The 26,743-nt window shown below is 59.8% G+C and carries 25 protein-coding genes; 13 read left to right on the forward strand and 12 right to left on the reverse strand.

The features are described 5' to 3' along the window. Positions 1–1,986 (reverse strand): ATP-binding protein, encoded by a 1,986-nt coding sequence (locus tag ABI582_RS23670; protein WP_442120495.1) that lies wholly within the window; start codon positions 1,984–1,986, stop codon positions 1–3. A gap of 259 nt (positions 1,987–2,245) precedes the next feature. Here ABI582_RS23670 and ABI582_RS23675 point away from each other — a divergent pair, with 259 nt between their 5' ends. After that, on the forward strand, positions 2,246–2,932 hold the full coding sequence (locus tag ABI582_RS23675) for a type 1 glutamine amidotransferase domain-containing protein (RefSeq protein ID WP_338747297.1): 687 nt from the start codon (positions 2,246–2,248) through the stop codon (positions 2,930–2,932). A gap of 132 nt (positions 2,933–3,064) precedes the next feature. Continuing rightward, the gene (locus ABI582_RS23680) at positions 3,065–3,871 is read left to right on the forward strand and encodes a CSS-motif domain-containing protein (protein WP_442120465.1); all 807 of its coding nucleotides are present in this window, start codon (positions 3,065–3,067) and stop codon (positions 3,869–3,871) included. A 22-nt stretch (positions 3,872–3,893) separates the two neighbouring features. Here the strand turns inward: ABI582_RS23680 and hppD are convergent, their stop codons facing one another. Next, complete coding sequence (hppD, locus tag ABI582_RS23685; RefSeq protein WP_028613015.1) at positions 3,894–4,970, reverse strand: 4-hydroxyphenylpyruvate dioxygenase; 1,077 nt, start codon at positions 4,968–4,970, stop codon at positions 3,894–3,896. Positions 4,971–5,269: 299 nt separating this feature from the next. On the opposite strand from hppD, the gene ABI582_RS23690 reads away from it, so the two are divergent. Then, the gene (locus ABI582_RS23690) at positions 5,270–6,856 is read left to right on the forward strand and encodes an EAL domain-containing protein (protein WP_442120466.1); all 1,587 of its coding nucleotides are present in this window, start codon (positions 5,270–5,272) and stop codon (positions 6,854–6,856) included. A 32-nt stretch (positions 6,857–6,888) separates the two neighbouring features. Next, positions 6,889–7,776 (forward strand): EamA family transporter RarD, encoded by an 888-nt coding sequence (gene rarD, locus ABI582_RS23695; protein WP_338747294.1) that lies wholly within the window; start codon positions 6,889–6,891, stop codon positions 7,774–7,776. Here the strand turns inward: rarD and ABI582_RS23700 are convergent. Then, positions 7,739–9,310, reverse strand: coding sequence for a TerC family protein (locus tag ABI582_RS23700; RefSeq protein WP_338747293.1), 1,572 nt, complete (start codon positions 9,308–9,310; stop codon positions 7,739–7,741). The genes rarD and ABI582_RS23700 overlap by 38 nt on opposite strands. 269 nt (positions 9,311–9,579) lie before the next feature. On the opposite strand from ABI582_RS23700, the gene ABI582_RS23705 reads away from it, so the two are divergent. After that, positions 9,580–10,161 (forward strand): LysE family translocator, encoded by a 582-nt coding sequence (locus ABI582_RS23705; protein ID WP_442120467.1) that lies wholly within the window; start codon positions 9,580–9,582, stop codon positions 10,159–10,161. Here ABI582_RS23705 and ABI582_RS23710 read toward each other — a convergent pair. From ABI582_RS23710 to ABI582_RS23720, 3 genes are all read right to left on the reverse strand, one after another. After that, a complete protein-coding gene (locus ABI582_RS23710) occupies positions 10,154–10,942 on the reverse strand; it encodes a helix-turn-helix transcriptional regulator (RefSeq protein ID WP_338747291.1) in 789 nt (262 codons plus the stop codon). The genes ABI582_RS23705 and ABI582_RS23710 overlap by 8 nt on opposite strands. A gap of 34 nt (positions 10,943–10,976) precedes the next feature. Then, positions 10,977–12,104: a glycosyltransferase family 61 protein gene (locus tag ABI582_RS23715; protein WP_338747290.1), complete on the reverse strand. Its 1,128-nt coding sequence runs from the start codon at positions 12,102–12,104 to the stop codon at positions 10,977–10,979. Positions 12,105–12,177: 73 nt separating this feature from the next. Next, entirely contained in the window at positions 12,178–13,332 is a 1,155-nt protein-coding gene (locus tag ABI582_RS23720) for a hypothetical protein (RefSeq protein WP_338747289.1), read from the reverse strand. A gap of 322 nt (positions 13,333–13,654) precedes the next feature. Between ABI582_RS23720 and ABI582_RS23725 the strand changes: the two genes are divergently transcribed. The 4 genes from ABI582_RS23725 (at position 13,655) to ABI582_RS23740 (ending at position 21,068) form a co-directional block, all read left to right on the forward strand. Next, positions 13,655–17,482, forward strand: coding sequence for a dermonecrotic toxin domain-containing protein (locus ABI582_RS23725; RefSeq protein ID WP_442120468.1), 3,828 nt, complete (start codon positions 13,655–13,657; stop codon positions 17,480–17,482). Positions 17,483–17,628: 146 nt separating this feature from the next. After that, positions 17,629–19,248: an NADP-dependent glyceraldehyde-3-phosphate dehydrogenase gene (locus ABI582_RS23730; protein WP_442120469.1), complete on the forward strand. Its 1,620-nt coding sequence runs from the start codon at positions 17,629–17,631 to the stop codon at positions 19,246–19,248. 110 nt (positions 19,249–19,358) lie between these two features. Further along, entirely contained in the window at positions 19,359–19,838 is a 480-nt protein-coding gene (locus tag ABI582_RS23735) for a VOC family protein (RefSeq protein WP_442120470.1), read from the forward strand. A 51-nt stretch (positions 19,839–19,889) separates the two neighbouring features. Next, complete coding sequence (locus tag ABI582_RS23740) at positions 19,890–21,068, forward strand: hypothetical protein (RefSeq protein WP_442120471.1); 1,179 nt, start codon at positions 19,890–19,892, stop codon at positions 21,066–21,068. An 84-nt stretch (positions 21,069–21,152) separates the two neighbouring features. Here the strand turns inward: ABI582_RS23740 and ABI582_RS23745 are convergent, their stop codons facing one another. Continuing rightward, the gene (locus ABI582_RS23745) at positions 21,153–21,512 is read right to left on the reverse strand and encodes a hypothetical protein (protein ID WP_338747286.1); all 360 of its coding nucleotides are present in this window, start codon (positions 21,510–21,512) and stop codon (positions 21,153–21,155) included. Positions 21,513–21,738: 226 nt separating this feature from the next. Between ABI582_RS23745 and ABI582_RS23750 the strand changes: the two genes are divergently transcribed. From ABI582_RS23750 to ABI582_RS23760, 3 genes are all read left to right on the forward strand, one after another. Continuing rightward, complete coding sequence (locus tag ABI582_RS23750; protein WP_338747285.1) at positions 21,739–22,053, forward strand: hypothetical protein; 315 nt, start codon at positions 21,739–21,741, stop codon at positions 22,051–22,053. Between the two features lie 115 nt (positions 22,054–22,168). Then, a complete protein-coding gene (locus ABI582_RS23755) occupies positions 22,169–22,369 on the forward strand; it encodes a hypothetical protein (protein WP_338747284.1) in 201 nt (66 codons plus the stop codon). A gap of 146 nt (positions 22,370–22,515) precedes the next feature. Then, positions 22,516–22,737 carry a hypothetical protein gene (locus ABI582_RS23760; RefSeq protein WP_442120472.1) on the forward strand — a complete coding sequence of 74 codons (222 nt, stop codon included), beginning with the start codon at positions 22,516–22,518 and terminating at the stop codon, positions 22,735–22,737. 94 nt (positions 22,738–22,831) lie between these two features. Here the strand turns inward: ABI582_RS23760 and ABI582_RS23765 are convergent, their stop codons facing one another. The 5 genes from ABI582_RS23765 to ABI582_RS23785 all read right to left on the reverse strand — a co-directional run bounded on the left by ABI582_RS23765 (position 22,832) and on the right by ABI582_RS23785 (position 25,124). Continuing rightward, complete coding sequence (locus ABI582_RS23765; protein ID WP_442120496.1) at positions 22,832–23,140, reverse strand: hypothetical protein; 309 nt, start codon at positions 23,138–23,140, stop codon at positions 22,832–22,834. A gap of 253 nt (positions 23,141–23,393) precedes the next feature. Beyond that, positions 23,394–23,762 (reverse strand): hypothetical protein, encoded by a 369-nt coding sequence (locus ABI582_RS23770; protein ID WP_338747282.1) that lies wholly within the window; start codon positions 23,760–23,762, stop codon positions 23,394–23,396. A 388-nt stretch (positions 23,763–24,150) separates the two neighbouring features. Beyond that, a complete protein-coding gene (locus tag ABI582_RS23775; RefSeq protein WP_338747503.1) occupies positions 24,151–24,441 on the reverse strand; it encodes a hypothetical protein in 291 nt (96 codons plus the stop codon). A 23-nt stretch (positions 24,442–24,464) separates the two neighbouring features. Continuing rightward, positions 24,465–24,689, reverse strand: coding sequence for an entry exclusion lipoprotein TrbK (gene trbK / locus ABI582_RS23780; protein WP_442120473.1), 225 nt, complete (start codon positions 24,687–24,689; stop codon positions 24,465–24,467). A 120-nt stretch (positions 24,690–24,809) separates the two neighbouring features. Then, complete coding sequence (locus ABI582_RS23785) at positions 24,810–25,124, reverse strand: hypothetical protein (RefSeq protein WP_442120474.1); 315 nt, start codon at positions 25,122–25,124, stop codon at positions 24,810–24,812. Between the two features lie 396 nt (positions 25,125–25,520). On the opposite strand from ABI582_RS23785, the gene ABI582_RS23790 reads away from it, so the two are divergent. Then, complete coding sequence (locus ABI582_RS23790) at positions 25,521–26,726, forward strand: GAF domain-containing sensor histidine kinase (protein ID WP_338747279.1); 1,206 nt, start codon at positions 25,521–25,523, stop codon at positions 26,724–26,726. Positions 26,727–26,743 lie beyond the last annotated feature (17 nt).

Genomic DNA, 26,743 nt, shown 5'->3' on the forward strand with positions numbered 1-26,743 from the left:
TTATTTTTCGAGCATGTTCAGCGCCTGATCGGCAAGGTCCGCCAGCAAGAACGGCTTGTTCATCAATGCCGTTCCTGGCTGTTCAAGCAACTGCGCTTCAACAGCATGGTCAGCATAGCCGGTAATGAACAGGATCTTCTGAGCTTGAACCTGCATGCGCATGGCCTTGGCTACTTGCCTGCCACTGAAGCCGCCCGGTAAACCGATGTCGGTAATCACAAGGTCAAAGGGTTCGTCCAGACGAAAGCGCTCCAGCGCAGTATTGGCGTCGCTCGCTTCGGTGACCACAAAACCGCGTTCGGTCAGATACTCGCGCATCACGGCGCGCAAGTTCACCTCGTCATCGACCAGTAACAGGCGTTCACCCTGGGCTATGCGCCGGGAACGCTGAATGGGTCTGGACACTTCTGGTGCAGGCTCATGGCACCTCGGGAAAAGCATTGAAATTCTGGTGCCCTGGTTCGGGTTCGACTCGATCCACGCATATCCGCCAGATTGACCGACAAAGCCATACACCATCGATAGCCCAAGCCCGGAACCCCGTCCCATGCGCTTGGTGGTGAAGAACGGCTCAAAAGCCCTGGCAATGTCCTGCGCCGACATGCCATGGCCATCGTCCTCTACATGCAACGCAACATAGTCGCCCGGCGGCAGGCCATTCTCATCAGGGAAACAGGACGTCAACCGCTCGTTGACGCTGCGAACAGTGACGTTACCACGCTCCAGGCAGGCCTCCCGGGCATTGGTGCAAAGGTTGACCAAGGCATTTTCAAGTTGGGTAACGTCAAGGCATACCGCCCACGGCGCGACATCCAGTTGCCAATGCAAGCACATTTCTGCGCCCAGCGCCTTCAGTAGTAACGGCTCACTTAGCCGCAACTGTCGATTGAAGTCCAGCGGCCTGGGTGCAAGTGGTTGGTGCCGAGAGAATGCCAGCAGGCGATGAGTCAGCTCCATGGCGCGCATCACCGAGTCGCGAGCGACCTCCAAATAGGCGTCGATCCGCTCCAGCCGCCCATCCTGAAACCGCCGCTGCAAAAGTTCGAGACTGCCACCGATACCAGAAAGCAGGTTGTTCATCTCATGGCCCATGCCCCCGGCCAACTGGCCAACCACCTCCATGCGTTCGCTATTGCGCATCAGCGCTTCAGAATTACGCGCTGCCTCTTCGCGGTCCTCGGTGATATTGCGACCGACTGCCGTCAACAGGCTGCCGTCGAACCGGGCACTCCAGCGAAACCAGTGATAGTGGCCATCGCAGTGACGCAAGCGAGTTTCCAGCTGCTCGGTATTGCTGTATTTCAGAAACCCAGAGACTGCCACTTGTACCTCGGCGCGATCTGCAGGATGTACCAATTCCAGCACCGGCATATCGTGAATCTGCTCATTGGTCCAACCCAGAATGCGGCACCAGGCAGGGTTGGCAGCACGCAACTTGAGCTCAGGGGTAACCGTCATCATTGCATCACGGGACAGTTCCCATATCTGCTCGCGTTCGGCCACATGGCGCTGTATCTGTCGTTCATAGCCCTGCACCTGGTCACGCCAATGATGGTATGCCTCAACGCTGGCCGTGGTCTCGATCACCTTGTGCAGAAATCCCGCCACGTTTCCAAATTCATCGCGCAGGGGTGCATAACCGAATGCGCACCACAGCGGCTCGCTGCCTTCCACGCAGATGAGCAGAGGGGGGTCCTCGACAAAGTTCGAAACCCCTTCAAGCGCCTTGAACACCCAGGGCCCCATGACCTGCCAGAGGTCACTCCAGAGCGCATCGAACGCACTGCCCAGCGCATCCGGCCTGGCGGCCCGCAGCGCCCTATAGCCATCGTTGTGCACCACGCAAAGGTCCGCTCCCCAGACCACTGCGCAGGGAAACGGAGACAAATGCATCATGTCCACGGCAATGCGCAACGATGCCGGCCATCGCGGTAACGGCCCAAGGGTTGTACGCCCCCAGTCAAATTGCGCAATTCGTTCGCTCATCAGACCAAGCGGTGCCGATACGGGCGTTTTCAAGGTGAGCTCCCGCGCAGCTTTGCGCGGCGTACCGTGTACGGCCAATAGCGTTACTCCAACAATGCGAAGATGTACCCAGGTGTCAAATTGCCCCGAGGGTTTCGTTGAAGTTAGCACAGCACAAGCTGTGCACCATGGCGTACTTGTGCCTGGCAGCTATGCTGATTAGGTTTTCCCTTGGGCCAGGGCGCAACGGCCCATTCAGGTTTCCGACGGGAGCGTGGTCATGAGCGAGAAAATGCTGGTAGTGCTGACCAATACAGCCAAGTATCCGACCCTGAAACGGGCTACTGGGCTATGGCTGGGTGAAGCGGTGCACTTTGTCGAGAAAGTCGAAAAGGCCGGCTACACGGTCGATTATGTCAGCCCAGAGGGTGGCTATGTCCCTGTCGACCCACACAGCCTGCAGATGGCTCCCGACCTGGACTGGCAATGGTATGACGACAAGCGTTTCATGACGCGACTGGGCACCAGCTTGAGCCCTGGCCAGGTCAAGGCCAACGAATACAGCGTAATCTACTACACAGGCGGGCACGGCGTGATGTACGACTTCGCCGATAATCAGCCGCTGCAAGAGCTGGCGCGCAGGATCTACGAAAAGGGGGGCATCGTTGCCGCGGTCTGCCACGGCGTAGTCGGCCTGCTTAACATCAAGCTCAGTGACAACAGCCTGCTATTGAAAGGCCGTAAGGTGACCGGGTTTTCAAATGTCGAGGAAAAACTGGCTGAGCTGGATACCGTGGTTCCTTTCTTGACAGAAAACGAGCTAGGCGGCCGCGGCGGTGAGTACAGCAAACATGATGAGCCGTGGAAGGCATTCGTCATCGAGGATGATCGGTTGATCACCGGGCAGAACCCCAACTCCACTGCACTCGTGGCAGAGAAAGTACTGGCAAGACTCAACGTTAGGTAAAGCCTTACAGCACTCTTTTGGTTTTCCTCTCGCCCAAACTGCTAGCGGACTACAGCCGGCCGGACAATGAACGCATAGGCTCGGGGCTCAGCTGTACCCTACGAACAGCTCAGGCCGGAGAGCGATTGCCCTATGTTGAAAATCATGCACGCGAGGCACCGCCTGCGGGAGCTGCTGCTACTCATCACGGTGGGCTTGGTGCCTGTGATTTCCGGCTTGCTGGTGATGATTGTCCAGCTGGAAATGAAACTTGCGGAAAATGCGACTATCTCGGTCCAGGAAGCGGTATTCAGCATTGATCAGGCACTGAACCGGATGCATGAAGCGGCCCAGCGTGCCCTGCCGCTTGCAGGCCAGTCCTGCGACAGCGTCAAGAACGTATTGCAGGATCAGGCGGTGAGCCGCTCCATGCTAAGGTCGCTGACATTGGTAAAAGGCGACAAGGCCTACTGCAGCAGTACTTCGGACCCACTGGAACACTTGTCGGCCTTTGCCTTGTCCGGCCGGCAGGTCGAATTGTCATACGGGCAACCCGATAACCGCCGCAAGCTGCTGGTCAACTATTACCTGCAGGGCAAGAACGGTGGCGTGATCGTGACCGCTTACGCCATACAGCTGCGCAACGAACTGGACGGTTTCCAGGATGGGCTGACTCTGCTTCTGGAGTTCGACGACCGCTATATCTGGAGCAAAGGCGATAGCCGGGATGTAAAGCGCCCCTCGCAGTCCGAGTTTTCCGCAAGCGCGCTGTCCTCACATTACGGATACAGGGTAAAAGGCGGTTATGCCGATGGTTTCACCGCAAAGGAAATCCGCCAGTCGATGCTGCAGATCGTTCCATCGTTGATGCTGGTAGGGATCGGGACCGGCTCGATCGTATATCTGGGCTTGTACAGGGCACGGGCCCAAAGGCGTGGGGCGGTCGCCGAGCATGCATGATGGCGGCGCCCCTCCACCAGCTTCAGTCGGTGCTCAGCACGCCACGGCGCACCTGGTCGCGCTCGATGGATTCGAACAACGCCTTGAAATTGCCTTCACCAAAGCCATCGTCACCTTTGCGCTGGATGAACTCGAAGAACACCGGGCCGAGCAGGGTTTCCGAGAAAATCTGCAACAACAGGCGTTTGTCTTCGGGCTGCGAGGCACCATCGAGGAGGATGCCGCGTGCTTGCAACTGGTCGACCGGCTCGCCGTGACCAGGCAGCCGCTCTTCAAGCATTTCGTAGTAGGTTTGCGGCGGCGCAGTCATGAAGCGCATGCCAAAGCCCTTCAGGGCATCCCAGGTCTTGAGCAGGTCGTCGGTCAGAAAGGCCACGTGCTGGATACCTTCGCCGTTGAACTGCATCAGGAACTCTTCGATCTGGCCTGCACCCTTGGACGACTCTTCGTTGAGCGGAATGCGGATCATGCCATCGGGAGCGGTCATGGCCTTGGACGTCAGGCCGGTGTACTCACCCTTGATATCGAAGTAGCGGATTTCGCGGAAGTTGAACAGCTTCTCGTAGAAGCCAGCCCAGTAGGCCATGCGCCCGCGATAAACGTTGTGGGTAAGGTGGTCGATGATTTTCAGGCCGGCACCCACTGGGTTGCGGTCAACACCTTCGATGAAGTTGAAGTCGATGTCATAGATCGAGCTGCCTTCTTCGAAGCGGTCGATCAGGTACAGCGGCGCACCACCGATGCCTTTGATTGCCGGCAGGCGCAGCTCCATCGGCCCGGTTTCGATTTCAACCGGCTGGGCGCCCAGTTCCAGGGCACGGGCATAGGCCTCATGGGCATTGCGCACACGAAACGCCATGCCGCACACCGACGGGCCGTGTTCGGCCGCGAAGTACGAGGCGATGCTCTTGGGTTCGTTGTTCAGGATCAGGTTGATGCCACCCTGGCGGTACAGGTGCACATCCTTGGAACGGTGGCTGGCCACCTTGGTGAAGCCCAGAATCTGGAAGACCGGCTCAAGTACGCCTGGGGTCGGCGAAGCCAGTTCGATGAATTCGAAGCCCATCAGGCCCATTGGATTGTCGAAGATATCAGCCATGTTCGTGTCCTCATCTGCAGCGAAATATTATTGATTGCGTAGGATGTGGGACAGAAACGGCGGGGCGCACGGGATACCTCGCACGCTGCGGGCGAGGAAGTCACCTATGATCAGCTTGAACCCATGGTATGTCATATGGACCCATTCTCGGCGGGCTTGATCCTTCGGTATTGAAGGACCTTATTGTTGTATTCGTAAATGGATTCTACATTGCGTAAAAACGTTTGTCGCGTTTTAGTTGGCCGCACGTCCCGACAAGCGGCTATCCTCTCGTTACCCCTCCCACAGATCATTCCCGCATGCCTCTTACCGCCAAACGCCGCGCCAGCCTGGGCTGGCGCAACCTGCTGCCCTGGGTCGTCGGGGTGCTGCCGGTAATGTGCGGCCTTGCCGTGATGAACTGGCAGGTCGAGCGCGAGATGCAGGCCAGCAGCCAGGCCACCACCCGTCAGGCGGTGGAGCACGTCGAACGCATCCTCGACAACCTGTCCGGTGCTGCCAATGCGCTACTCCCCCTGACTGCCAGCCCTTGCGACCAGGTCCAGCTTACGCTGCGTGCCCAGGTGACCCGCAATGCCTTCGTGCGCTCGACCAACCTGTTCAGGCACAACAACCTTTATTGCACCTCGCTGTTCGGCGAATTCGACGAGCCGGTCAACGCCAGCGACTACACCGACGGTAAACTGTGGTTGATGGACGGCAACTCGGTCACCCCAGGGCATCCGCTGTTGGTGTACCGCGCAAGCGACGGCGACCACGGCGCAATCACCACGGTGGATGGCGACCATTTGTTGACCGCATTGCGCCTGATCGGCCCGGATGAAGACCTGCAAATACGGGTGGGCAACGCCTGGATGGGCAAGGACGGCGTTGTACACGAAGGCGCACCACCTGCCGCAGCCAGTGCCAACGTGCTGCTGGGCTCCACACGTTACCCGTTCAGCGTGCAGGGCGGCTACAGCGCCGATAAGCAAGGCCAGCTGCTGCGCGTTCACTACCCTGCCCTGCTCGGCCTGCTGCTGGTCCTGGGTAGCGTGGCCGCGCTGGTTTGCCGCTGGCAGATTCGCCGCGCCTCCTCGCCCCGCGCCGAGCTGGATCGAGCCTTGCAGGCCGACGAATTCCTGCCCTACTTCCAGCCGGTGGTGCGCAAGGGCGATTTCCGCTGGGCCGGTGTCGAAGTGCTGATGCGCTGGAACCACCCACGAGAAGGCCTGGTTCGCCCTGACCTGTTCATTCCCTATGCCGAGCACAGCGGGCAGATCGTCGCCATGACCCGTGCGCTGATCATGCACACTGCCCAGAGCCTGGCGCCCTATGCCGGGCTGCTGGAGGATGGCTTTCACATCGGGATCAACATCACCGCCGACCACTGCCGCGACTTGCGCCTGCTGGACGATTGCCGCACCTTCCTGCAGCACTTCCCGCCTGGCCGGGTGGTACTGACCCTGGAGCTGACCGAGCGCAAGCTGATCGAGCCCACCCCGGTGACCCTGGAACTGTTCGAGAAACTGCATGCCATGGGGGTGATGATTGCACTCGACGACTTCGGCACCGGGCAATCCAGTCTTAATTACCTGCGCCAGTTCAAGGTCGACTACCTGAAAATCGACCAAAGCTTCGTCGCCATGATCGGCGGCGATGCGCTGTCCCTGCACATCCTCGAAACCATCATCGAGCTATCTGCCAAATTAGGCCTTGGCATCGTTGCCGAGGGTGTCGAAACCGACACCCAGCGCGATTACCTGGCCCGCCATGGCGTGGACTTCCAGCAAGGCTACCTGTTCGCCAGGCCCATGCCGGCGGCGCAGTTCCTTGAGGCACTGGCCGCACATCCGGGCGCGTCACGGTTGCCGCAAGGAGCGCCCCCTGAGATCATGCGCGGCTGATCCAACCGCTCAACTCCCCATTCGAGGCATTTGTGTCAAAAGGCATTGTTTCATCGGTCATGGCGTCCTGTCTGTTCGCTGTGATGTACTTCTATACCTCGCTGCTCACGCCACTCGATGGCGAGGAAATCTTTGGCTGGCGCACCCTGCTGACGCTGCCCTGCCTCACCTTGTTCATGCTTGTCTCGAAGGACTGGAAACGCGTAGGCGAGCTGCTAGCCCGGGTAAAACGCACGCCCGTGCTGTTGCTAGGCATGGTCGGTACGTCGTGGCTGATGGGCGTGCAGTTGTGGCTGTTCCTCTGGGCGCCCCTGCACGGGCGCAGCCTGGAAGTGTCGATGGGCTACTTTCTGCTGCCGCTGGCCATGGTCCTGACCGGGCGGCTGGTGTATGGCGAGCGCCTGTCGCGCCTGCAAAAGGTAGCCGTGGCGTGCGCCGCGCTGGGCGTAGGCCACGAGCTGTACCAGAATGGCAGTTTTGCCTGGGAAACCCTGCTGGTGACGATCGGCTACCCGATCTACTTCGTACTGCGCCGGCGTTGCCGCACCGACCACCTGGGTGGCCTGTGGTGCGACATGTGCCTGCTGCTGCCATGGGCGCTGTACTTCGTGATCCAGGGCCCGCTTTCGTCTGGCGACCTGCAGGCTCACCCGGGCCTGTATGCCCTGATCCCGGTCCTTGGGGCCATCAGCGCCTCGGCCCTGATCGCCTACGTGCTGGCCAGTCGCATGCTGCCGTTCAGCCTGTTCGGCCTGCTCAGCTACGTCGAGCCCGTGCTGCTGGTGGGGGTGGCGCTGCTGCTGGGCGAGACCATCGGCCCGGATCAGTGGCTGACTTACCTGCCGATCTGGGCCGCGGTGCTGGTACTGGTGCTCGAAGGTTTCAAGCACCTGCTGCGTCAGCGTCGCCGTTCGGTATAAGCCGAACCTGGCGCACCCGCCGCTCTTCAACCGCCTCCACGGTCAGCGTCCAGCCATTCCAGGCAAGGCGATCCCCCACCATCGGCAGGCGGTCGAGCAGGCTCATCACCAGGCCTGCCAGGGTCTGGTAATCGTCGGTGGCACGGGCACTGAAGCCAGTACGTGCCTGCACCTGGCTCAGGTTCAGTGCACCGCTCACCACAAAGCCTTCCCCCTCCTGGACGATACCGGGGCCTTCAACCTCGCTCGCATCCGGCAGCTCACCGGCAATCGACTCAAGGATGTCGGTCATGGTCAGCAGGCCGGTGAAGTCACCGAACTCGTTGACCACAAAGGCGATGTGGGTCGACTGCCCACGCATCTGCTCCAGGGCATTGAGGATGCTGAAGCTCTCCAGCAGGTTCAACGGCGCCCGTGCCATGCCTTCCAGGTCTGGCTGGCTGCCCGACAATAACTCCTTGAACAGCTCCTTCTTGTGCACGAAGCCAAGTGGTTCGTCGACACGGCCATCGCGGATCAACGGCAGGCGCGAGTAAGGCGAATTGGCCAGGGCCTGCGTAATGGCTTCAGGCGGCTGCGCCAGGTCGATCACATCGACCTCGGTACGGGCGGTCATCACCGTACGGATCGGCCGCTCGGCCAGGTTCAGTACGCCACTGATCATTACCCGCTCACGACGGTCGAACAGCACCTGCTGCTCGCCACCTTCGACCAGATCGGCGATTTCCTCGCCCACCTCGTCAGCCTCGACCCGGCGGCCGCCCAGCAGGCGCAGCACGGCATGTGCGGTACGCTCACGCAGCGGCCGGTGCTGCTGCAAGCTGCGCTTGCGGCGGGCACGGGCCAGCTGGTTGAACAGCTCGATCAGGATCGAGAAGCCAATCGCTGCGTACAGGTAGCCTTTCGGGATATGGAAGCCCAGGCCCTCGGCGGTGAGGCTGAAGCCGATCATCATCAGGAAGCCCAGGCACAACATGATCACAGTGGGGTGGGCGTTGACGAAGCGGGTCAGCGGCTTGCTGGCAACGATCATGATACCGATCGAGAAGATCACCGCGATCATCATCACCGATAGCTCATCGACCATGCCCACTGCCGTGATCACCGCATCCAGCGAGAACACCGCGTCCAGCACCACGATCTGGGCGACGATAGGCCAGAATGCGGCATGGCGCAGCGTGCCACTGGCCTGGGTCACATGGCCTTCCAGGCGTTCGTGCAACTCCATGGTGGCCTTGAACAGCAAGAACACACCGCCGAACAGCATGATCAGGTCACGGCCAGAGAAGCTCTTGCCGAACACGTCGATCAACGGTGCGGTGAGGGTGACCATCCACGAAATGCTGGCCAACAGGCCCAGGCGCATGATCAACGCCAGGCTAAGGCCAATCACCCGCGCGCGGTCGCGCTGATGCGGAGGCAGCTTGTCTGCCAGGATGGCAATGAACACCAGGTTGTCGATACCCAGCACCAGCTCAAGGACGATAAGCGTCAACAGGCCTAGCCAGGCCGTGGGATCGGCTAGCCATTCCATTAGCGGGTACTCACGAAGGAAGCGTCACGAGGACAGAGGGAGGACGGCCTGAGAGGCCAGAGACTGGGGGGCTCCGCGAAGGTGCTCATATATACCTTGATAGAAAATTGGGAAAATAATCCTACAGGCACAGCAGTTTTCTCTGATAGCGCAAAACTATTACAAAACCTGTAACGCGTGTGAGTCCGCATTGGGGGTACTTTTATTCAATACTTTAGACAACCCACAGCTGAAAATCAGGGTTCCTTGCAACCACCCGGATCTCTCACATGAGCCTGTCCCTGTCCATGGCCGCCTTTGCACTGGCGGCGTCAATCTCCCCCGGCCCGGTCAACATCGTTGCCCTGAGCAGCGGCGCCAGCCATGGCTTACGTGCCAGCCTGGCGCATGTCGCCGGCGCCACCCTGGGCTTCTGTCTGTTGCTGGTGCTGGTCGGGCTGGGCCTGCACCAGCTGCTGCTGCGCTGGCCTGTGTTGAGCGTGCTGCTGCACTGGGGTGGGGTGATGTTTCTGCTGTACATGGCATGGAAACTGGCCCGCGACGATGGCCAGCTGACTGGCGCGCACTCAACACCCGCCCCCTCGGCCTGGCACGGCGCGGCCATGCAATGGCTGAACCCCAAGGCCTGGCTGGCGGCAGTGGCCGGGGTCGGCGCTTATACCGGCGGTGAGCAGCACTTGCTGTGGTTGTTCACCTGGATCTACGGGCCGATCTGTTTCATTTCGGTGGCCAGTTGGGCATGGGCCGGCAGCGTGATTCGCCAGTACCTGAGCAACCCACGGCACATGCGCCTGCTCAATCGAGGGTTGGCGGTTTTGCTGGTGGGCAGTGCTGTGTACCTGGTTATCTGACCCCGGTGGCATTGCGGTAATGACCCGGCGTCGCAGCCAGATGCTTTTTGAACGCCCGCTGCAAGTGCGCCTGGTCGGCAAACCCGGCCTCCTGCGCAACCTCGGCAATCGCCCGCCCCTGACGCAACTGCGCCCTCGCCAGCTGAACCCGCTGGTCGAGCAGGTAGCCATGCGGTGTCAGCCCGTAATGTTGGCGAAAGGCACGAATCAGGTAGGCGCGCGACAGGCCGCACGCTGTGCAGATATCTTCCAGGCTCAGCGGATCGCTGCGATGAGCGCGTATGAACGCTGCCGCCGCGTCCAGCCGGGGGTGGCCTTCGTCACTGACACGGGCATTGGCGCCGAGAAAGCCCGGCAAGGCGCCGAACAGCGCGGCCAGCCGGCCTTCCCGGTCAGGCACCCCCGCATCGAACAGGTCTGCAAACGCCTGCAATAACCGTTGGTACAACGCAGGCGAGTCACTCCAGGTTTGCGTCGGCAATTCAAAGCCATGCGCCTGTAGCCAAGGCAGGTCGACGAACAGCATCAGGTAAGACCAGGGCTCACTGCCGATGGGATTGCAGGTATGCACAACGCCCGGGTTCATCAGCACCGTGGTACCGGCCCCTACCTGGATGCGCAGGTCACCGTTGAGGTAGGTGCTTCGCCCGCCGGTGATCACACCGATTGAAAAGCTCTCATGGGAGTGCGCGGCGTAGCACACCTGCCGCCCGTCCCCTACCCGCCGCGCCTCGACAAAGGGTAATGCAGGGTCACGCCAGAACCGCGAAACCTCGATCATCCCCTTGCCCACTCGCTGCTGACATACATCGATACTACCCGTTTACCTGTGGAAACAGGTCCAGCGTCCGCTCCACCTCACCGATATCGATCAGGAAGCCATCACCCTCCGGTATGCCGACCACAAAGCCAAAATGCTGGTAGTCACGATCCGTCAGGTACTTGTAGTAGCTGACAAAGCGGTTCGGCGGCTGCAAGGTCAGCAGGCAGCCGCCAGGCTGAAGCACATTCACCCCGTGCACCAACTGGCTGCCCTCCACGCCGATGACCACTCTGGCCCCGGCACAGGCCGCAACAATACTCGGCAGGTCAGACTTCAGCGGATTGACGACGCGAAAACCACGGGTAACACGCAGGTGCTCGGCAAGCTCCAGTTCATTGCGCAACAGGCGCAGGTCCCCGTCACCGCCGCGCAGCAGGAATACGCCAGGATGCGGGGCATGCGGCACGTGCGACAGCAGTTTGTCACCCATGGCCTGGTAGCGGGCATGCCGGCTGCGATTATTGCTCTGGTCATCGAACAGCACCAGCTCACGGAAAAATGCACTGCGCAGGCGCACCGGCTTCATGCCCAGCCAGTCTTCGTAGGCCGGCGCCTGGGTGAACAGCGGGTACCTGGCCGATGGCGCGGTGGTCACCGGTATGCCCTCGTTACAGGCCAGCGCATAGGTCGGGCAATCTTCCATCAGCCAGGTGCCGAACCACGAGTTGCCATTTTGCGTGCAATAAACGGCCCCGCGGTCTATTTCGTTGTCCACGATGATGGTCGGGAAGGTGCTCGGCTTCAGCGACAGCCAATGGCTGGCCTTGCCCTTGTACAACGCGCCATCGACCAGCCACACATTCTTGATCAGGTAGCCGCGGGTTGGCCCTTGTAGCGTGCTGATACCGCCCTCCATGGTGCGAGCGGGGTGCACGTAGGGGTAAAAACGCTTGCCCTCCCAGCCCGTTACCCGCTCCAGCTGGCCAGGCAGAAAGATGGCCGCCGGCGACACCGTGGTTTCGCCCGGAGCAATGTCCCAACTCTTGGTGGCGATACTCTTCAGGTCGATGGCCGTATGCCTGCCCAGCCGCTTGCGCGCCATGTAACGATAGGCGGCCAAGGTCCAGGTGTGCTGCCTGGCAGCGGAAGATGCACTGAACTGCGAGATGTCGCCTCCCATGAAGCGTCCTCCCCTGATGACGAAGTCTAAACCCTGGCGTAAAGCGCCAGATCAATGCATCCCTGGCAGCCACTCAGTTGCACGTGACTCTCTCCATGGTCGGCGGTGACTGCAAGCTGGCGTAACGGCTGCGCAGAGTTTCTACGAAGGGTTCACCCGCACCGTTGTTACCATAGAGATAAATCTTGTGCAGGCCCCCGAACACCATTTCGTGGTAACGGCTGGCAACCTCCTCATCGCTCGGGCCATCCGGCAACCCCAGGTGCAGCGTGAGTTTGTCGCCCTCCACTGCGAACATTGGCGTATCCCACAAGAACTTCGCGGTCCCGGTCTTGGGCAAGCGGACAAATAGATAAGCATGGTTGCCCAGCGAGTCGATATCCCCTCCGCGACGGCGCTTCCATTTCAGCAGGCCGTCATCCGGGCGCGCGAGGCACAGGCCGATATCGTAGTAATCGAAGCCCTGCTCCAGTGCCCACTCAAGCGCCATGAAGGTGGTGATCGAATTTACCTCGCGCAATCTTTTGGCATCATTGAACACCGCCTCGCAATAGCCGAAACGCAACGTGCTCCAGTAACGCTTGCCACCGCGTACCACTTCGCAACCCAGATGGCAGCCGATCACTTCGTCACCCAGCGTGATCAGGTCGAGCCGGCCGACGCTTTTGGCAATGCGGAACACTTCTTCCGTGGGGAACTGCGCAGCATGGATACCCTGCCTGGCAGTGGCATAGGGGCGTAGCAGCTCACGGTCCGCCATGGCGATCTCGTCGTCCGAGAGGGCCTGGCGCATCTGGTACAGCGGGCGATTCTTGCGAATACTGCGCCGCAGTTCGCTGTCGTAGCGCGCCGTGATGTCCTCCAGCGAACGGCCCAACGGCACTACGGCGCTCAGGTAATGGGGCACTGACAGCGCCCCCGACGAGGGCATTTCGCTGATGACAACGACATGATTGGCGGCCGCTGTGGCACTGGCACTGTCCACGATCGAAGCGCTGCCCTGGCCCTTGCCACCGATCAGCAGCTTGGCCATTTCCCGCTGTTGCTTGCGGCCGATATAGAGAATTTCGTAAGGGCTTTCCTCTTGTAGCCGAAACCTGGCTATTTCCCAACGCCAGAAACAGGCACGCGACGCCATTTCTCGGGCTTTGCTGGCCAGCAGCCGCATTTCGTAACGCAGGGAGGGTGATAGGTGCTTTCGCGCCACAGCCGTCAAGGTCTCTTTCATTTCTTCTTCGACGTCCTTTGAAGTGCTCTATGGTCTATCTGAAAAAGAGAAAAAATCAGCAAAAACACTTAACGCTTTGATTTTTATAATGTGCCCTGCAACTTCGCTATCACATTCAGTAACAATTTAAGATGCCTGCAAACCCTTTGGCAAGCGGCTCCTGGCCGACTTTAGCTGAAGTTTCATGGCGTCAAATTTCCTGCGTAAAAATCCACCCCATCTAGAAGTTTGCTATAAGCGTGCCACCCACACGGTATTTGATTACCACTTGCTTATTGAAAATAAGCGTTTGATGCCCTCTTTGTGTAGAAGGAGCATCGGCATGCCTGCAAACAATCCTCATCAAGCCCTGCTTGAGGCCCAGGTGCCACACTGGACGCGCCGGGTAACCCCCATTCAGTGGGCTGCGTTGCAGCAAAGCCAGGCCAGCCCTTGGCAAGAGCAAGACTGGTTCGCCAACGCCGCCCCTGACCTGCGCCAGGCGGTAGATGCCAGCCAGGCATGCCTGGTACGCTCACAAGCAGCCTTGGCCCGCTCACTCAGGGGGCTTGAACAGATCACCGAATTCGCCGAGCCTTTACTACAAAATTTCTTGGCCGAACGAGGCTTTCTAGCTCCGGTGCAAAAATCAAGGCTGCTGCGTGTCAAACGCACTTGGCACTGGACCGCCCTGCGCTATCTCTACAGTCATCGTAGCGACAACCTGTTACAGGCTGCGATGCAGAACTTCGCCGATGACGAGGCGTTTACCTCTCAAAGCGCCATTGCCCTGAGCGACAACATTCAAGTCACCCGTATTCAAGTACAAGGCTCCACAGTAATCGGTATGCAGGCACCTGTGGCGTACTTCCCACTGACCTCGGAGCGCTACCAGGTCGAGCCGCTTCCCCTCTCACCCACCACGTTCGCCACATACTGCCGTGAAATGGACCTGGGTGGGGCCTACCAAGTCCACCTGCAACAGCACTTTGCCCAGCCAGCTGTGCGTGAGCAAGCCATCAGGGTGCAAAAAGCCCGTCTGCGCCTGGCATCCGACCTCGCCTACCTGCGCCACCACATCAGTGGCCACACACACGATCAATTGCAACGATTGCTGCAAGGCAGCACCGTGAATTGCTGGCAGCTTGCACTGTTCGGCATCAACCTGCAGGACGCCATGCTGATCGATACGGGCCGTGGGGGGTTGGCCCTGTACCTGCCAGGCCATGATCCAGCCCTGCGCCAATGCAATGACCTTGGAGCAGTGCACGATGCACTGGCCACCCTCCTGCTGCAGCCCGATGCTCGCCAGGCATTCGCGGGTTACATCATGCAGGACGAGCGCGCGCACTTTCTCGATCTGTTGCAACAAAACCTTGATGCCTCCGGCAATACTGCCACTGACCGCCCGTGGCAACGCGCAGCACACGCGGACTTGCGCCCGACGCGCCAAGCCATCACGGTAGAACCTTTCGGCTACTTTCAGGACCTGCACCTGACTCGCCTCAAGCATGAGGCCAGCCTGCTGGCGGTACCGACAGCGCTGGCCGATGCCAGTGCACGGGCCAGACGCCTGGCTGAATGGGAGAACCTTGGCTGGGATGTGCTGAACGTCGCCGGGTTCTTCATCCCGGGGGTTGGCGCCTTGATGCTCGGCGTCACGGCCTGCCAACTGCTGGGCGAGGTCTATGAGGGCTACGAAGCCTGGGAGGAAGGCGATCGCCACCTTGCCTTGCGTCATCTGGAAGCAGTCGGTCTGAATCTGGCTCTGATTGGCGGTTTTGTCGCGGCAGGCCACGCAGTTCCCAAGCTGTTCAGCAGCGCGCTGATGGAAAACCTGCACGAAGTGCCGGTCAACAACGGGCGCTACAAGCTCTGGAACCAGGACCTGACCCCTTACCGCAGCCGCATGGAGCTGCCAGAAGGCCTGCAACCCAATGCGCAAGGCCAGTACCTGCACGAGGGGCGGCAGTTCATCCGCATGGACGGCCATCTCTACCAGCAACACTTCGATGACACGCTGCAGCAATGGCGCATCATCCACCCGGACGCGCAGGATGCCTGGCAACCACCGCTGGAACACAACGGGCAAGGCGCCTGGCGCGGCCAGCATGAACAGCCCTCCCAGTGGCCTTTCGCAACACTCGCGCGCCGCCTGGGTGAGCCCTTCACAGCGTTCGCCCCGCTAGAGCTGGAGCGGGCCGGGCGCATTTGCGGCCTCGACGCCACCCACCTGCGCCAGGTGCACCTGCAAGGCCAACCAAGCCCGCCGCTGTTGCTCGATACCCTGCAACGCATGGCGGCACAGGCCGAAGTACGCGCCATGGGCCCAGACGCAACGCCGCACATGTTCGACCAGCTGTACAACGGCAGCACGCCCATCGCCCCGGCAACGCAGCAGTTGCTTACGGCGTACCCGCGTCTTTCTCCGGCCCTGGCCAGGCGTTTGCTGACCACAATGGACGATCCCGAGACAGTCGCCTGGCAAGAGCACGGCCGGCTGCCCATGGCGCTTAGGCGGCAGATCGAACACGTACACAGTGAGCTGCCGCTGGTACGCGCGCTGGAAGACGTGTTGCAACCTGGGTGGGGTAACACTGACAGTGAGCGCCTGCTGTTCAGTGCGCTCGATGCCCTGCCCGAATGGCCTGCTGACCTGCGCCTGGAGCTGCGCGCCGGCGGCCCGCAAGGGCCAAGGCTGGACCATGTCGGCACCGAACAGGCCACTACCGTGCGCCGGGTGCTCAAATCGGCCGAAGGTTATGAGGCCGACCTGGGAGAGCGCCCGGCACCCGCGCAGCGTGATCCGGACTTGTGCCGTGCGTTGGAGCAGGCGCTGCCCCCAGCGCAGCGCGAAGCCCTGGGCATCGCGCAAAGTGACGGCAACGTGCTGCGCGAGTGGGTACTGGCATGGGCCGATGAACATCGGCCGGTGCTTGCGCAGCGGCTCTGGGGAATGCGCGCCGTGCGGCGCAAACCCCAAGGCTGGCTGCGCGGCGGCCGCCCACTGACGCCGCTGCCCGCGCCTGCGTCCCAGACCGGCTCGCTGGCGGTGGCCTACCGCCGCGTCTTCCCCGATGCCACCGATGCAGAATTTACCGACTGGCTGGGCGACGAGCAGGAAGACCACAACCCGTATGACATGCGCTCTGCCACTGAGCGATTGCGAGACTTGCAACAGCGCCTGGATGCCCTGCGGCGAGACCTGCATCAATGGGCAACGCCTGACCCCTCAAGCCCACACCAGCGGCATCGGGCAATCCGCCCGATCATCGCCGCCTGGCGTCGCCTTTCGTGGCTGCCATACGGGCGCAGCGGACGCCTTTTCAGCCTCGACCTGTCCAGCCTGGACCTACGCGACGAGGACCTGGCCAGCCTCGCCCTGCCCGACGACTTCACCCACATAGAACACGTTTCCCTCAGCAACAACCGGCTGCTCAGCCACCTGCCGGCTGAATTCTACGAGCGCTTCCCCAACCTCAAGCGCCTGCTGCTCATCAAGTGCCGTTTCCAGCGCTTGCCCCGCGTGGCCAAACCTGAGCAACTACGCTGGCTGGACCTCGACAGCAATCGCATCACCTGGGATGGCCAGGCCCAGCGAACACTCAACCAGTTCAGCCACCTTGGCGCGCTCGATCTGAGCGGCAACCCGCTCATTCAAGCACCAGACCTGCGCTGGCTTGGCGAGCTCAGAACCGTGTTCCTGTCTGATTGTGCGCTCACCGAATTGCCTCAAGGCCTGGACCTTCTCACCGAACCACTGGTACTGGACCTTTCGTCCAACCAGTTTCAGCAATTACCTGCTGCCTTCGATGTTCCACTCCCGGTAGCTGAAACCCTAAGCCTTGAAAGCGAGTGGCTGGGTCAAGCTGCGCGAGCACAAATCGAAGCCTATAACACCGCCCACGATGTCGATCTGTTGGTATGCGAAAGTGACTATCTGGGGTTCTTCGACAACGCGGGCCCGGCAGAAACCGCATTGTGGCAACGCTTGCCACTGCAGTTTCGCCGTGGCCTCAGGCCATTGCTCGACCGTGAACCCTTCCTGTCACATCCGATTCAAGCCCGCCGTGAATTCTGGCGAAGACTGGCAGTGATCGACACAGATCCTGTACTGCGCCAGGAGTGGCTCACGCACCCGCCATCCAACCTTTTCAACCTGCCGCTTTGATCGAGTACGCAGTGCCTGCCGCCCCTCGGCAGGCACTTGTGGCCAGTTTGATCCAGACTGGTGTTTTCCCGGTGGGCGGTGCATGCTCGTAGCTGAAGCGATTCACCCGGCTTGAAACCAGCCCCGCAATGTGAGGTGCAGTACCTATGGACCGTCTGCTCGATTCACTCTTCCCCAGCGCCGAGAACATCCCTGAAACCTGGCGCCTGGGAGCCCCTCTGGAACAACGAGATTACCTGGTGAACGGCGAGCTCAGGCGCTGGGACGGCCCCTTGGCCACGGTACGCAGCCCGGTATGGCTCAAGGAGGGCGCTGATGAACGCCAAGTGGTGCTGGGCAGCGCGCCGCTGCTCGATGCCGACACCGCCCTTACCGCCCTCGACGCCGCCGTACAGGCCTACGACAAGGGCCGCGGTGCCTGGCCGAACATGCGTGTGGCCGAACGTATCCAGCATGTCGAAACCTTCCTTGCACGCATGCGTGAGCAGCGCCAGGCGGTTGTCAAGCTGCTGATGTGGGAGATCGGCAAGAACCTCAAGGATTCGGAAAAGGAATTCGACCGCACCTGCGACTACATCGTCGACACCATCAACGCCCTCAAGGACCTCGACCGCCGCTCCAGCCGCTTCGAGCTGGAACAGGGCACCCTCGGCCAGATCCGCCGCGCGCCCTTGGGCGTGGCATTGTGCATGGGGCCCTACAATTACCCGCTGAACGAAACCTTCACCACGCTGATCCCGGCGCTGATCATGGGCAACACCGTGGTGTTCAAGCCGGCCAAGTTCGGTGTGTTGCTGATCCGACCGTTGCTCGAAGCCTTCCGTGACAGCTTCCCGCCGGGTGTGATCAACGTGATCTATGGCCGCGGCCGGGAAACGGTGAGCGCGCTGATGGCCAGCGGCAACGTCGATGTGTTCGCCTTCATCGGTACACACAAGGCTGCCAGCGACCTCAAAAAGCTGCACCCACGCCCCCACCGCCTGCGCGCCGCACTGGGCCTGGATGCCAAGAACCCGGGCATCGTGCTGCCGCAGGTCGACCTCGACAACGCCGTCGAAGAAGCGGTTACCGGCGCGCTGTCGTTCAACGGCCAGCGCTGCACGGCACTGAAGATCCTGTTCGTCCATGAGGACGTGGTCGACGCCTTCCTCGACAAGTTCCAGCGCAAACTGGCCGCGCTCAAGCCCGGCATGCCCTGGGAACCGGGCGTCGCGCTGACGCCACTGCCGGAGCCCGGGAAAGTCGACTACCTAGACGGCCTGGTCGCCGATGCCACAGCCAAGGGCGCGCGCGTGCTGAACGAATGTGGCGGGCAAAGCCGCGGGTCGTTCTTCTACCCGGCCCTGCTGTACCCGGTGAACCACGAAATGCGCGTGTACCACGAGGAGCAGTTCGGCCCCCTGGTACCTGTAGTGCCATATCGCGACCTGCAAACCGTCATCGACTACGTGCTGGACTCCGATTACGGCCAGCAGCTGAGCCTGTTCGGCAACGATCCGGCGACCATCGGCAGCCTGGTCGACATCTTCGCCAACCAGGTCGGGCGCATCAACATCAATGCACAGTGCCAGCGCGGCCCCGACACCTATCCGTTCAACGGCCGCAAGAACAGCGCCGAAGGTACCTTGTCGGTGCATGACGCCCTGCGCGTGTTCTCCATCCGCACCTTGGTCGCCACCCGTTTCCAGGAAGCCAACAAGGAACTGATCAGCGAAATCATCCGTAACCGCCAGTCGAGCTTCCTGACCACGGACTACATCTTCTGACGCGAGCGCTTATAGAAAATCGATCTAGCGCCATTGTCGATTTTCCATCAGCGCAAACGACTCTAAGCAACAGGGCGCCCTCCGGCGCCCACTGCAAAGGAGAGTCGAACATGGCAGTCAAACCCATCCCCGAAGGCCAGCACAGCATTACCCCCTACCTGGCCATCAACGACGCCGCCAAAGCCATCGAGTTCTACAAGGAGGCCTTTGGTGCGGTCGAGATGTTCCGCCTCGATGCCCCTGGTGGGCGCGTGGGCCATGCCGAATTGAGGATCGGTGATTCGTCGCTGATGCTGGGCGACCCCTGCGACATGGAGGGCGGCCTTACCGCCAGCCAGAAGCTCAGTGGCGCAGGCGTGGGCCTGCACCTGTATGTCGAGGACTGCGACAAGGTATATGCCCAGGCCCTGGCGGCTGGCGGCACCCAGTTGCACCCCTTGACCGACCAGTTCTACGGCGACCGTAGCGGCACCCTGAAGGACCCGTTCGGCAATATCTGGTTCGTCTCCACCCATAAGGAGGACCTGAGCCCTGACGAAATTCGTGCCCGCGCCGCGAAGATGTTCGGCGCTAACCCAGCGGCAAGTTGAAAGCGGCGCGACTTTGCTTGAAGCTTGAGGCTCGTAGCCTGGAGCTGCTTCATGCGAATCATCGACAAAACCGCTGCGCAGGTGCGCAGCCTGACCCCCGCCGAAGAGGAGCTGCTGGTCGGCTTTGCCACCGGCAGCCTCGTCGGCCCACGCCTGCTGCAGGCCAACCAGCTACTGATGAAGGTACGCAACGCCAACCAGTGGCTGGCCTGCGACTGCCGCGACGACGCCTTGCCGGTGCTTAATGTCACCCTCAACGGCAGCACCGGCACCTTGTTCCTCAAGAACAACCCAGGCACCGCCGAGCACGCGCCTGGCTGCCCGTTCACCAAGGACGAGCGGGAGGCCGCCGAGCGCGAAGACGCCCCTGCGCCACCCGCCGCCTGGCTACCGCCCGACACGCCATTGCGCCTGATGGGTGACTTTCGCGCCGGTACCGCCAGTGCCAGTGATGGTAACGACCGGCGCGAACAGCAGCGCCTGCTGTCGCTGTTGCTGACCTGGATCGAAACCAGTGGCCTCAATCTCTACGCCACCCACTTGAAAAAAGACCTGACCACGCAGTTTGCCGAATTGCGCAGCGTGGCCAGCCGCTACCCGCTGCTGGAACGGGTACCTGCCGGCAACTACCTGGAAACCCGGCTGGACATGAAGCACATGATGATGCTCAAGTCCCGCCTGCGCGAAGCCACCGTGTTCGGCAACCATCGCCGCCATGGGCTGATGCTGGACTGCGTCGACCAGATCAAAGGGCGCAAGCTGTTCAACAACCGCAGTGAAGACGGCTTCGACTTTCAGGGGCACCACCTGTACTGGGGCGGTAGCCGCACCACCGGGCCGTTGCTGGCGCTGATGATCTACTCGCCGACCAGCGCCGGTAGCCATTTCTATGAGCTGATCCACGTGGCCAGCGTGCCGGTGCTGTCCCGTTCGCATCTGTTCCCGGTGTATCGCGATGAAGAGCGCGAACCGCTCAAGGCCTTGGTGTCGCTGATCGACTGGATGGCCAGCAAAGGCGTCAAGGTGCAGATGCGCCGGCCAGTGATCGGTGGCCAGGTGATGGATGAGCTGGTGCTGACCTCGGACCAGGACAGGGTGCTGTCAGTGTCGCTACTGGAACAGCCCATCGGGCCAGAGCCGGACACCGAAAACTTCAAGCGCTACGCCGACTTCAAGAGCCTGGAAACCTTCCGCAAGTTCGTTGCCGGTTTCTTCATGCGGGAGCGCTGAAAGCCGGACATTCCATGCCCCGCTGCAGCAACGGTCTTGTGGCGCGACCGGGGTGCAAAGGGGCCCAGGATCGCGGGTACCGATTCAGTCCAGGCATTCCTTGGCAGCCTGGCGCAATTTGTCGCCAGACAGGAAGCTGCCCTTGTAGAAGGTCGCGCGGCTGCCCTCGCGAGCGTCGACCACATCCAGCACATCATCACTTGCCACCGCACTGGATGCCGTCAGCCGGTAACCGTGAGCAATCGACTTCTGTGTGGCCTGGGGTGCCAAGACCTGCCACTTGGGCAGGACACAGGCAGCATACTGCTGCGGTGTTTTTTTGGTCAGCTTGCTGGCAGTGGGTTTGCCGGGCGTTGCGCAGCCGACAAGAGTGGCAACTAACGTAGAGGCGAGGAAGATACGAAAAGTAGGCATTTGCAATTGGCCGTCAGGGATACGCTGCATTCTAGCGAGGGTTGCGCCGAGTTCCTAATCAACCAAGGTCTTGCAGCTGAATTTTCGCGTAATTGACGAAGCACCAACGCGCCAGCAACAACAAACACACATAGCAGCTTGTTTACTAGCGCCCGGTACCAGCAATTAATTGTTGTGACCCAAGGAACGAATTCATTCTGCCCTGCTTCTGATTAACATCACGGCATCACCGGCCGGCTTTGCTCAGGAGAATCCCATGCTCTGGTGGCTGGACCTACTCGCCCAATATGCAACCTCCACCGGCCTCGCCGTGCTCTGTATTTTCGTGTTCTGGGCTTATGGCCTGGCATTCGGCAGGGCCTACATGAAGCTGCTTTCTGGCCTGCTGGCCGCCATGCTGCTCATGCTCGCCGCGTGCCCGCATGGTGTGGACTTCGCGCTAGGCAAACACCTGACGCCGGGTGATACCAGTGCTTTGCTGCTGTTTCTTGCAGATGCTACAGGCGTGATCACGGCGGTGGTGGTGGCCTCGTTTTTCTTCAGCCCAGGGCGGTTGCCGGACGAAGCCTGAGCGGGAGGCATACAGAGCACCTGATATTTCTGCCAGTGGCATGGGCGGTTGAATGTTGAGAAAGTGAAACTGCCAATGGGGCATCACACCGCGACTCGGCCAGGAACTACACACCATGCAAAAGAACGCCAACCACACGCAATTGTTCTATCAGAATGGCAAGCTGGTCACGCTTAAAACCGGTGAGCAGGGCCGCAGCATCTTTCGCTCCTCGGACGTGCCACTTGCCGAGCAGCAATCAGACGGCACTCACACCAGCGGATTACTGGTGACCGACGACAAGGGTTCGGTACTGCAGGTGCAGGAAAAAAGCTGAAACCCGCGACGCCAGTGCTGGGATCGCACAAGCTTTTCACAGCTCGGTCAAGGGTGGGCCTTCCACAAATCTGTTGCGTTTCACCCGGGCCTGAGGCGATGCTCACGGGACCGATGAAGCAATAGACAAGGAAGGCCTTTAGCACCATGGAGACGCTTCACAGCATCAAGTCGGATCTGGTCCGAACAGCCGATCATCTGGAAAAACTCAGTCAGGCCATGAGCGGCCACGCCCGGTTCATGGAGGCGCGAGGTACTTCGCAGCACGAGATCGATGTCACAGCGCACATCAGGTCCATCGATGTGGTTGCGGACGAGTTGCGCTCTGTCGCTGCAAAAATCGACGACGACATTGACAGTGCTTGCTGATGAGTGAACCTGGTCACTCGCCCCCAGATGTGTAGTTTGAAACGGGGCGAGCAAATCCTGTTCAGTGAGCGCGTCAGGTGGCGCGCACAGCTGCTCAGCTGAACCTGAGCTTCAGCACTTTGCTCAGCGCCCAACCACTGAAGACGTAGAACGTATCCAGGTAGAAGCGCCCCGCATAGTTGGGCAATGGCGCGTGATTCAATAGCACATCCGGATCGGGCGCGGGTGGAAACAGGGCATAAAAGCCGTTGGGCAACACCGCCAGGACCAGTAATAACAGGTAAGTCGAGGCTTGCACCAAGGTGCTACGCTTGCTGAAATTGGCGGACCACTTCAGCCCGTAGTACGCAACCAGACCGGCAACGGGCAAAACCCAGAAATGTGTCGGGATCCCAATGAACATTTCGGCGACAACGCTTCTTGCTTCCACCCACTGCTCTCCATCCAAATGCGTGAATTATCACGGGCAAGGCAGGCAAATGCAAAACAAGCGCATCGTTGTCCTCGCGCTGTTCCGAGGTGATAGCGTCGCTGGTAATGCACAGGCAAACGGGTGAGCCGGGAGCACGCATCCACTCTTGATGAAGGCGCCCTGCCCCAGTTCGGGGTTACCGCGTTCCGGGCAGGCGCCTTATTTGTGCTCGAAGGTTAGTTGATCATGCTTTTGAACACATCAACGCGGCGTCCAGCAACCTGCCATGATCGTACCAGGCATCTCGTTGATAGGCCGTGAACTGATGCTGACCTGCTACGCTGCGCAACTCCACAAGGCCCTCTGCCTTGCTGGGGTCGGTGCTTTCGATGAACAGTCTGACCGAGTTATCGCTATCGACCTCGTAGGTTTTTACATTCGCGGGTAGTTCACCCTTCACGCACCCCAGATACGCGGGCGGGCTTTTCGCGGTGCTGCCAGAGGTATAGTCATGGCCGTCACGCACGTCAGGGTTTTGTGCGCAACCCGCCGTGAATAATGTGGCGAAGGCGGACACGATTAGTGCGCCAGCTACCGATATCGAAGTCTTCACGCGACACGCTCCTGCTGCCCCATCCAGAACGTAGGAAAGTGTTGCCAGGTAGCACGCCATTTTTTAGTTTTAGTGAGCCCATATTACTGCCCAATGACAGCCGTGCCATATGTTTGTTTGCTATATGGATTCAGGCTGCAACGGCAATTGGCCCCAACTCCGAGTATTACCCAACCCACTATCGGGGTCAGGCAATGGCCTTTAGAAATACCAAGGTTGCCGCCAGGTCCAGGACCAGCACAGCAGCCACAACGAAAACCATGTAATAGCGGTCATCCTGAGTCATTTCGGCGCTCTCCGCGGGATCAATGTCTCAGACTCACAGCAATTACCGTTCCAGCCTCGAAACCCACCCAATGGCTGCCAATGCGTTCATGCGCGGGGCCCTTTACGACGCCTTGACCTGGCACACCCCGTTGGCTTTGTTCTTGCCTGTATATGAGACATCGGGCGAACCGTCGGGGTTGATCGACAGTGAAACAGTCACCCCGCTGCCTTTGGCTTCAAAGTAGTTGTCGTTGAACTTCTTCAGTTTGCCTTCCTTGCCATTGATATAGATCGGACCGCCCTTGTCGGCATGCACCTCGATGCTTCCGGGGCACGTTGCGTTCAGCAGCGGAATCCCGGCCTGGGCAGCGCCCGACGCTACTAGCAAAGCAGCCAGCAATAATCGTTTCATCTCACGTTCCTCGAGTGGATTCATTACCAGGTCTTCGGCTCTGATCGCTTGTACGAGCCACCGGTCATGCATTTTTCGACCAGGTCTTCCCGAGCCTTGTTGTCAGGAAGCGTTTTCAGATAGTCGGGCTGACAGTGTTCGGTCGTCGGCTCGTACGCTGCAGCGTCCGCTGCCTCGTCTTTGCTGCCCGACAGAGCGGCAGCAGAGAATGCTGCAGCGGAAACAAAAAGCAATGCTTTGAGAGACATGAGCCCATTCCTTTGAAGTTGGGGGCGTTATAGCAAACCTCACGCCGCTTCGCAAAAATGGTCTCTGTCACACGAGCGATTTGCTGTAAGAACCTGTTGATAGTGTTGATTCACACAGATCTACAACATCGTACCCTTGAAGACTTTAACCACCAGGTCGGGGGTAGGAGCGCCTTCGGCAGCAAAGTGACGCGCCCGAGCCACTCCCCAGGCAAGCGCCCTGGTCATCGACTCGCCTGGCCGAGAGTTGAATGCCTCTTCATACAAAGCCATCCCTGACCGAGCATAAACCCCCAGGAACATCTGCGCGCCACCCGTTCGGGAAAGCCTGACCCGCACATCGATGCGGGTGCCGTCACTCAGTGTTTCTTCATGGCATTGGTGGTGCAGTGTAGGGTCAGCCCAAGCCCAGTACACGTGGCCCCTCATTCGCATAAAGCACTCCTTCACCGCCAGCGGGTGGTTGGTGGAACCAGGACGGGCAGACCCCTTCATTTGTAATTAGGCCTATCCAACTAGCTTGACCACCAGGCGCGAGCAAAAGCTCCATTTTTTTCCCCTCTCCCTCTGTCAAGTGCCGCGACATGGCGGCAACGGCGAAGCCAGGCTCCCCGATCCAAACGCATTTGTGGGTTCGCGAATCGCTCCTTCAGATCTGTACAGGCCGTCATGCCACGGCATGTGTCTCACACCACTGGATCTGCCTGACAGCCATCCAAGGCAGCGCAGCCGCATGCCCGTGTTGACGACTGCGTCCCCTGCGCGGCTCATTGTCAAAAGCTGGGGCATAAGTTTTAATCCCATTTTTTATTCACCCACTCGGCGATCTTGATGCCTTATCCGTCTGACCTTTCACATGACGTCACTACGATTGCCAAGATTGAGGCCGTCCCGCTTATTCTGAATATGGTGAAGCATGTTACGGGCATGCGCTTCGCGGCAATTGCGCGTGTCACCGAGACAAAATGGGTGGCTTGCGCCGTCGATGACTCTATTGATTTTGGGCTCATACCCGGCGGCGAACTGGTGCTGGAGACGACGATTTGCCACGAAATTCGGGAGCACCGTCAACCTGTTATATTCAAAAATGCCAGTGACCATCCGGTATATTCAACCCACCACACCCCTCAGACTTACGGTTTGAAAAGCTACGTCTCCATTCCGATCACCAGGTCAAACGGAGATTTTTTCGGAACGCTCTGTGCTATCGACGAAGTTCCGGCCCATTTTGATGAAGATGCCGTATACAAAACGCTAACGCTTTTCGCTCAATTAATAGCAGTTCAATTAGACGTTGTGGCGGATCTTGAGAACAAAACGATTGAACTGGCAGACGCCACTGAGACCGGCATTATCCGAGAGCAGTTCATTGCCATACTGGGACATGACCTCCGCTCACCACTTAGCGCTATCAGGATGAGCGCCGATCTGCTGGAGGCCAAGCTTCCCGCCGGTCGCGAACAGCGGCTTGCCACTGCAATACGACAAAGCTCCCAGCGCATGAATAACTTGATTGAAGATGTCCTGGATTTTTCTCGTGGGAAGCTGGGGGGAGGCATTCCGGTCAAACGGACTTTAGTGGACAACCTTGGTGAGGTTTTCACAGCCGTCATAAATGAAATCATGGCGAGCTATCCCAACGTGAAAATCCGCCAAGAGGTGATCATTTCACCCGGGATCTTCTGTGATGCTGGAAGAATGGGGCAGGTGCTCTCGAACCTGTTGGGCAATGCCGTTGCTCATGGGGCGCTTGATCACCCAATAGAGGTGATCGCAAGCATGCAAGAAAATCATATAACCCTGTCAGTAATGAATCATGGCCCAGAAATCCCTGAGGTTTTGTTACCGCTACTGTTCCAGCCGTTTAAACGGTCAGCAGGTGGTGGTCGCGGGGAGGGGCTGGGCCTCGGTTTGTATATCGCATCTCAGATAGTAACGGGTCACAACGGGACACTATCAGTAACCTCTACGCGTGAGGCCGGCACGCGCTTCGTAGCGAGGTTCCCTGGCACCTTGGAGTGGACGAAAGAGAACTAGATACAGATCTCAGTCGA

The organism is Pseudomonas sp. SAS7, assembly GCF_052112345.1.
Classification (GTDB): domain Bacteria; phylum Pseudomonadota; class Gammaproteobacteria; order Pseudomonadales; family Pseudomonadaceae; genus Aquipseudomonas; species Aquipseudomonas putida_Q.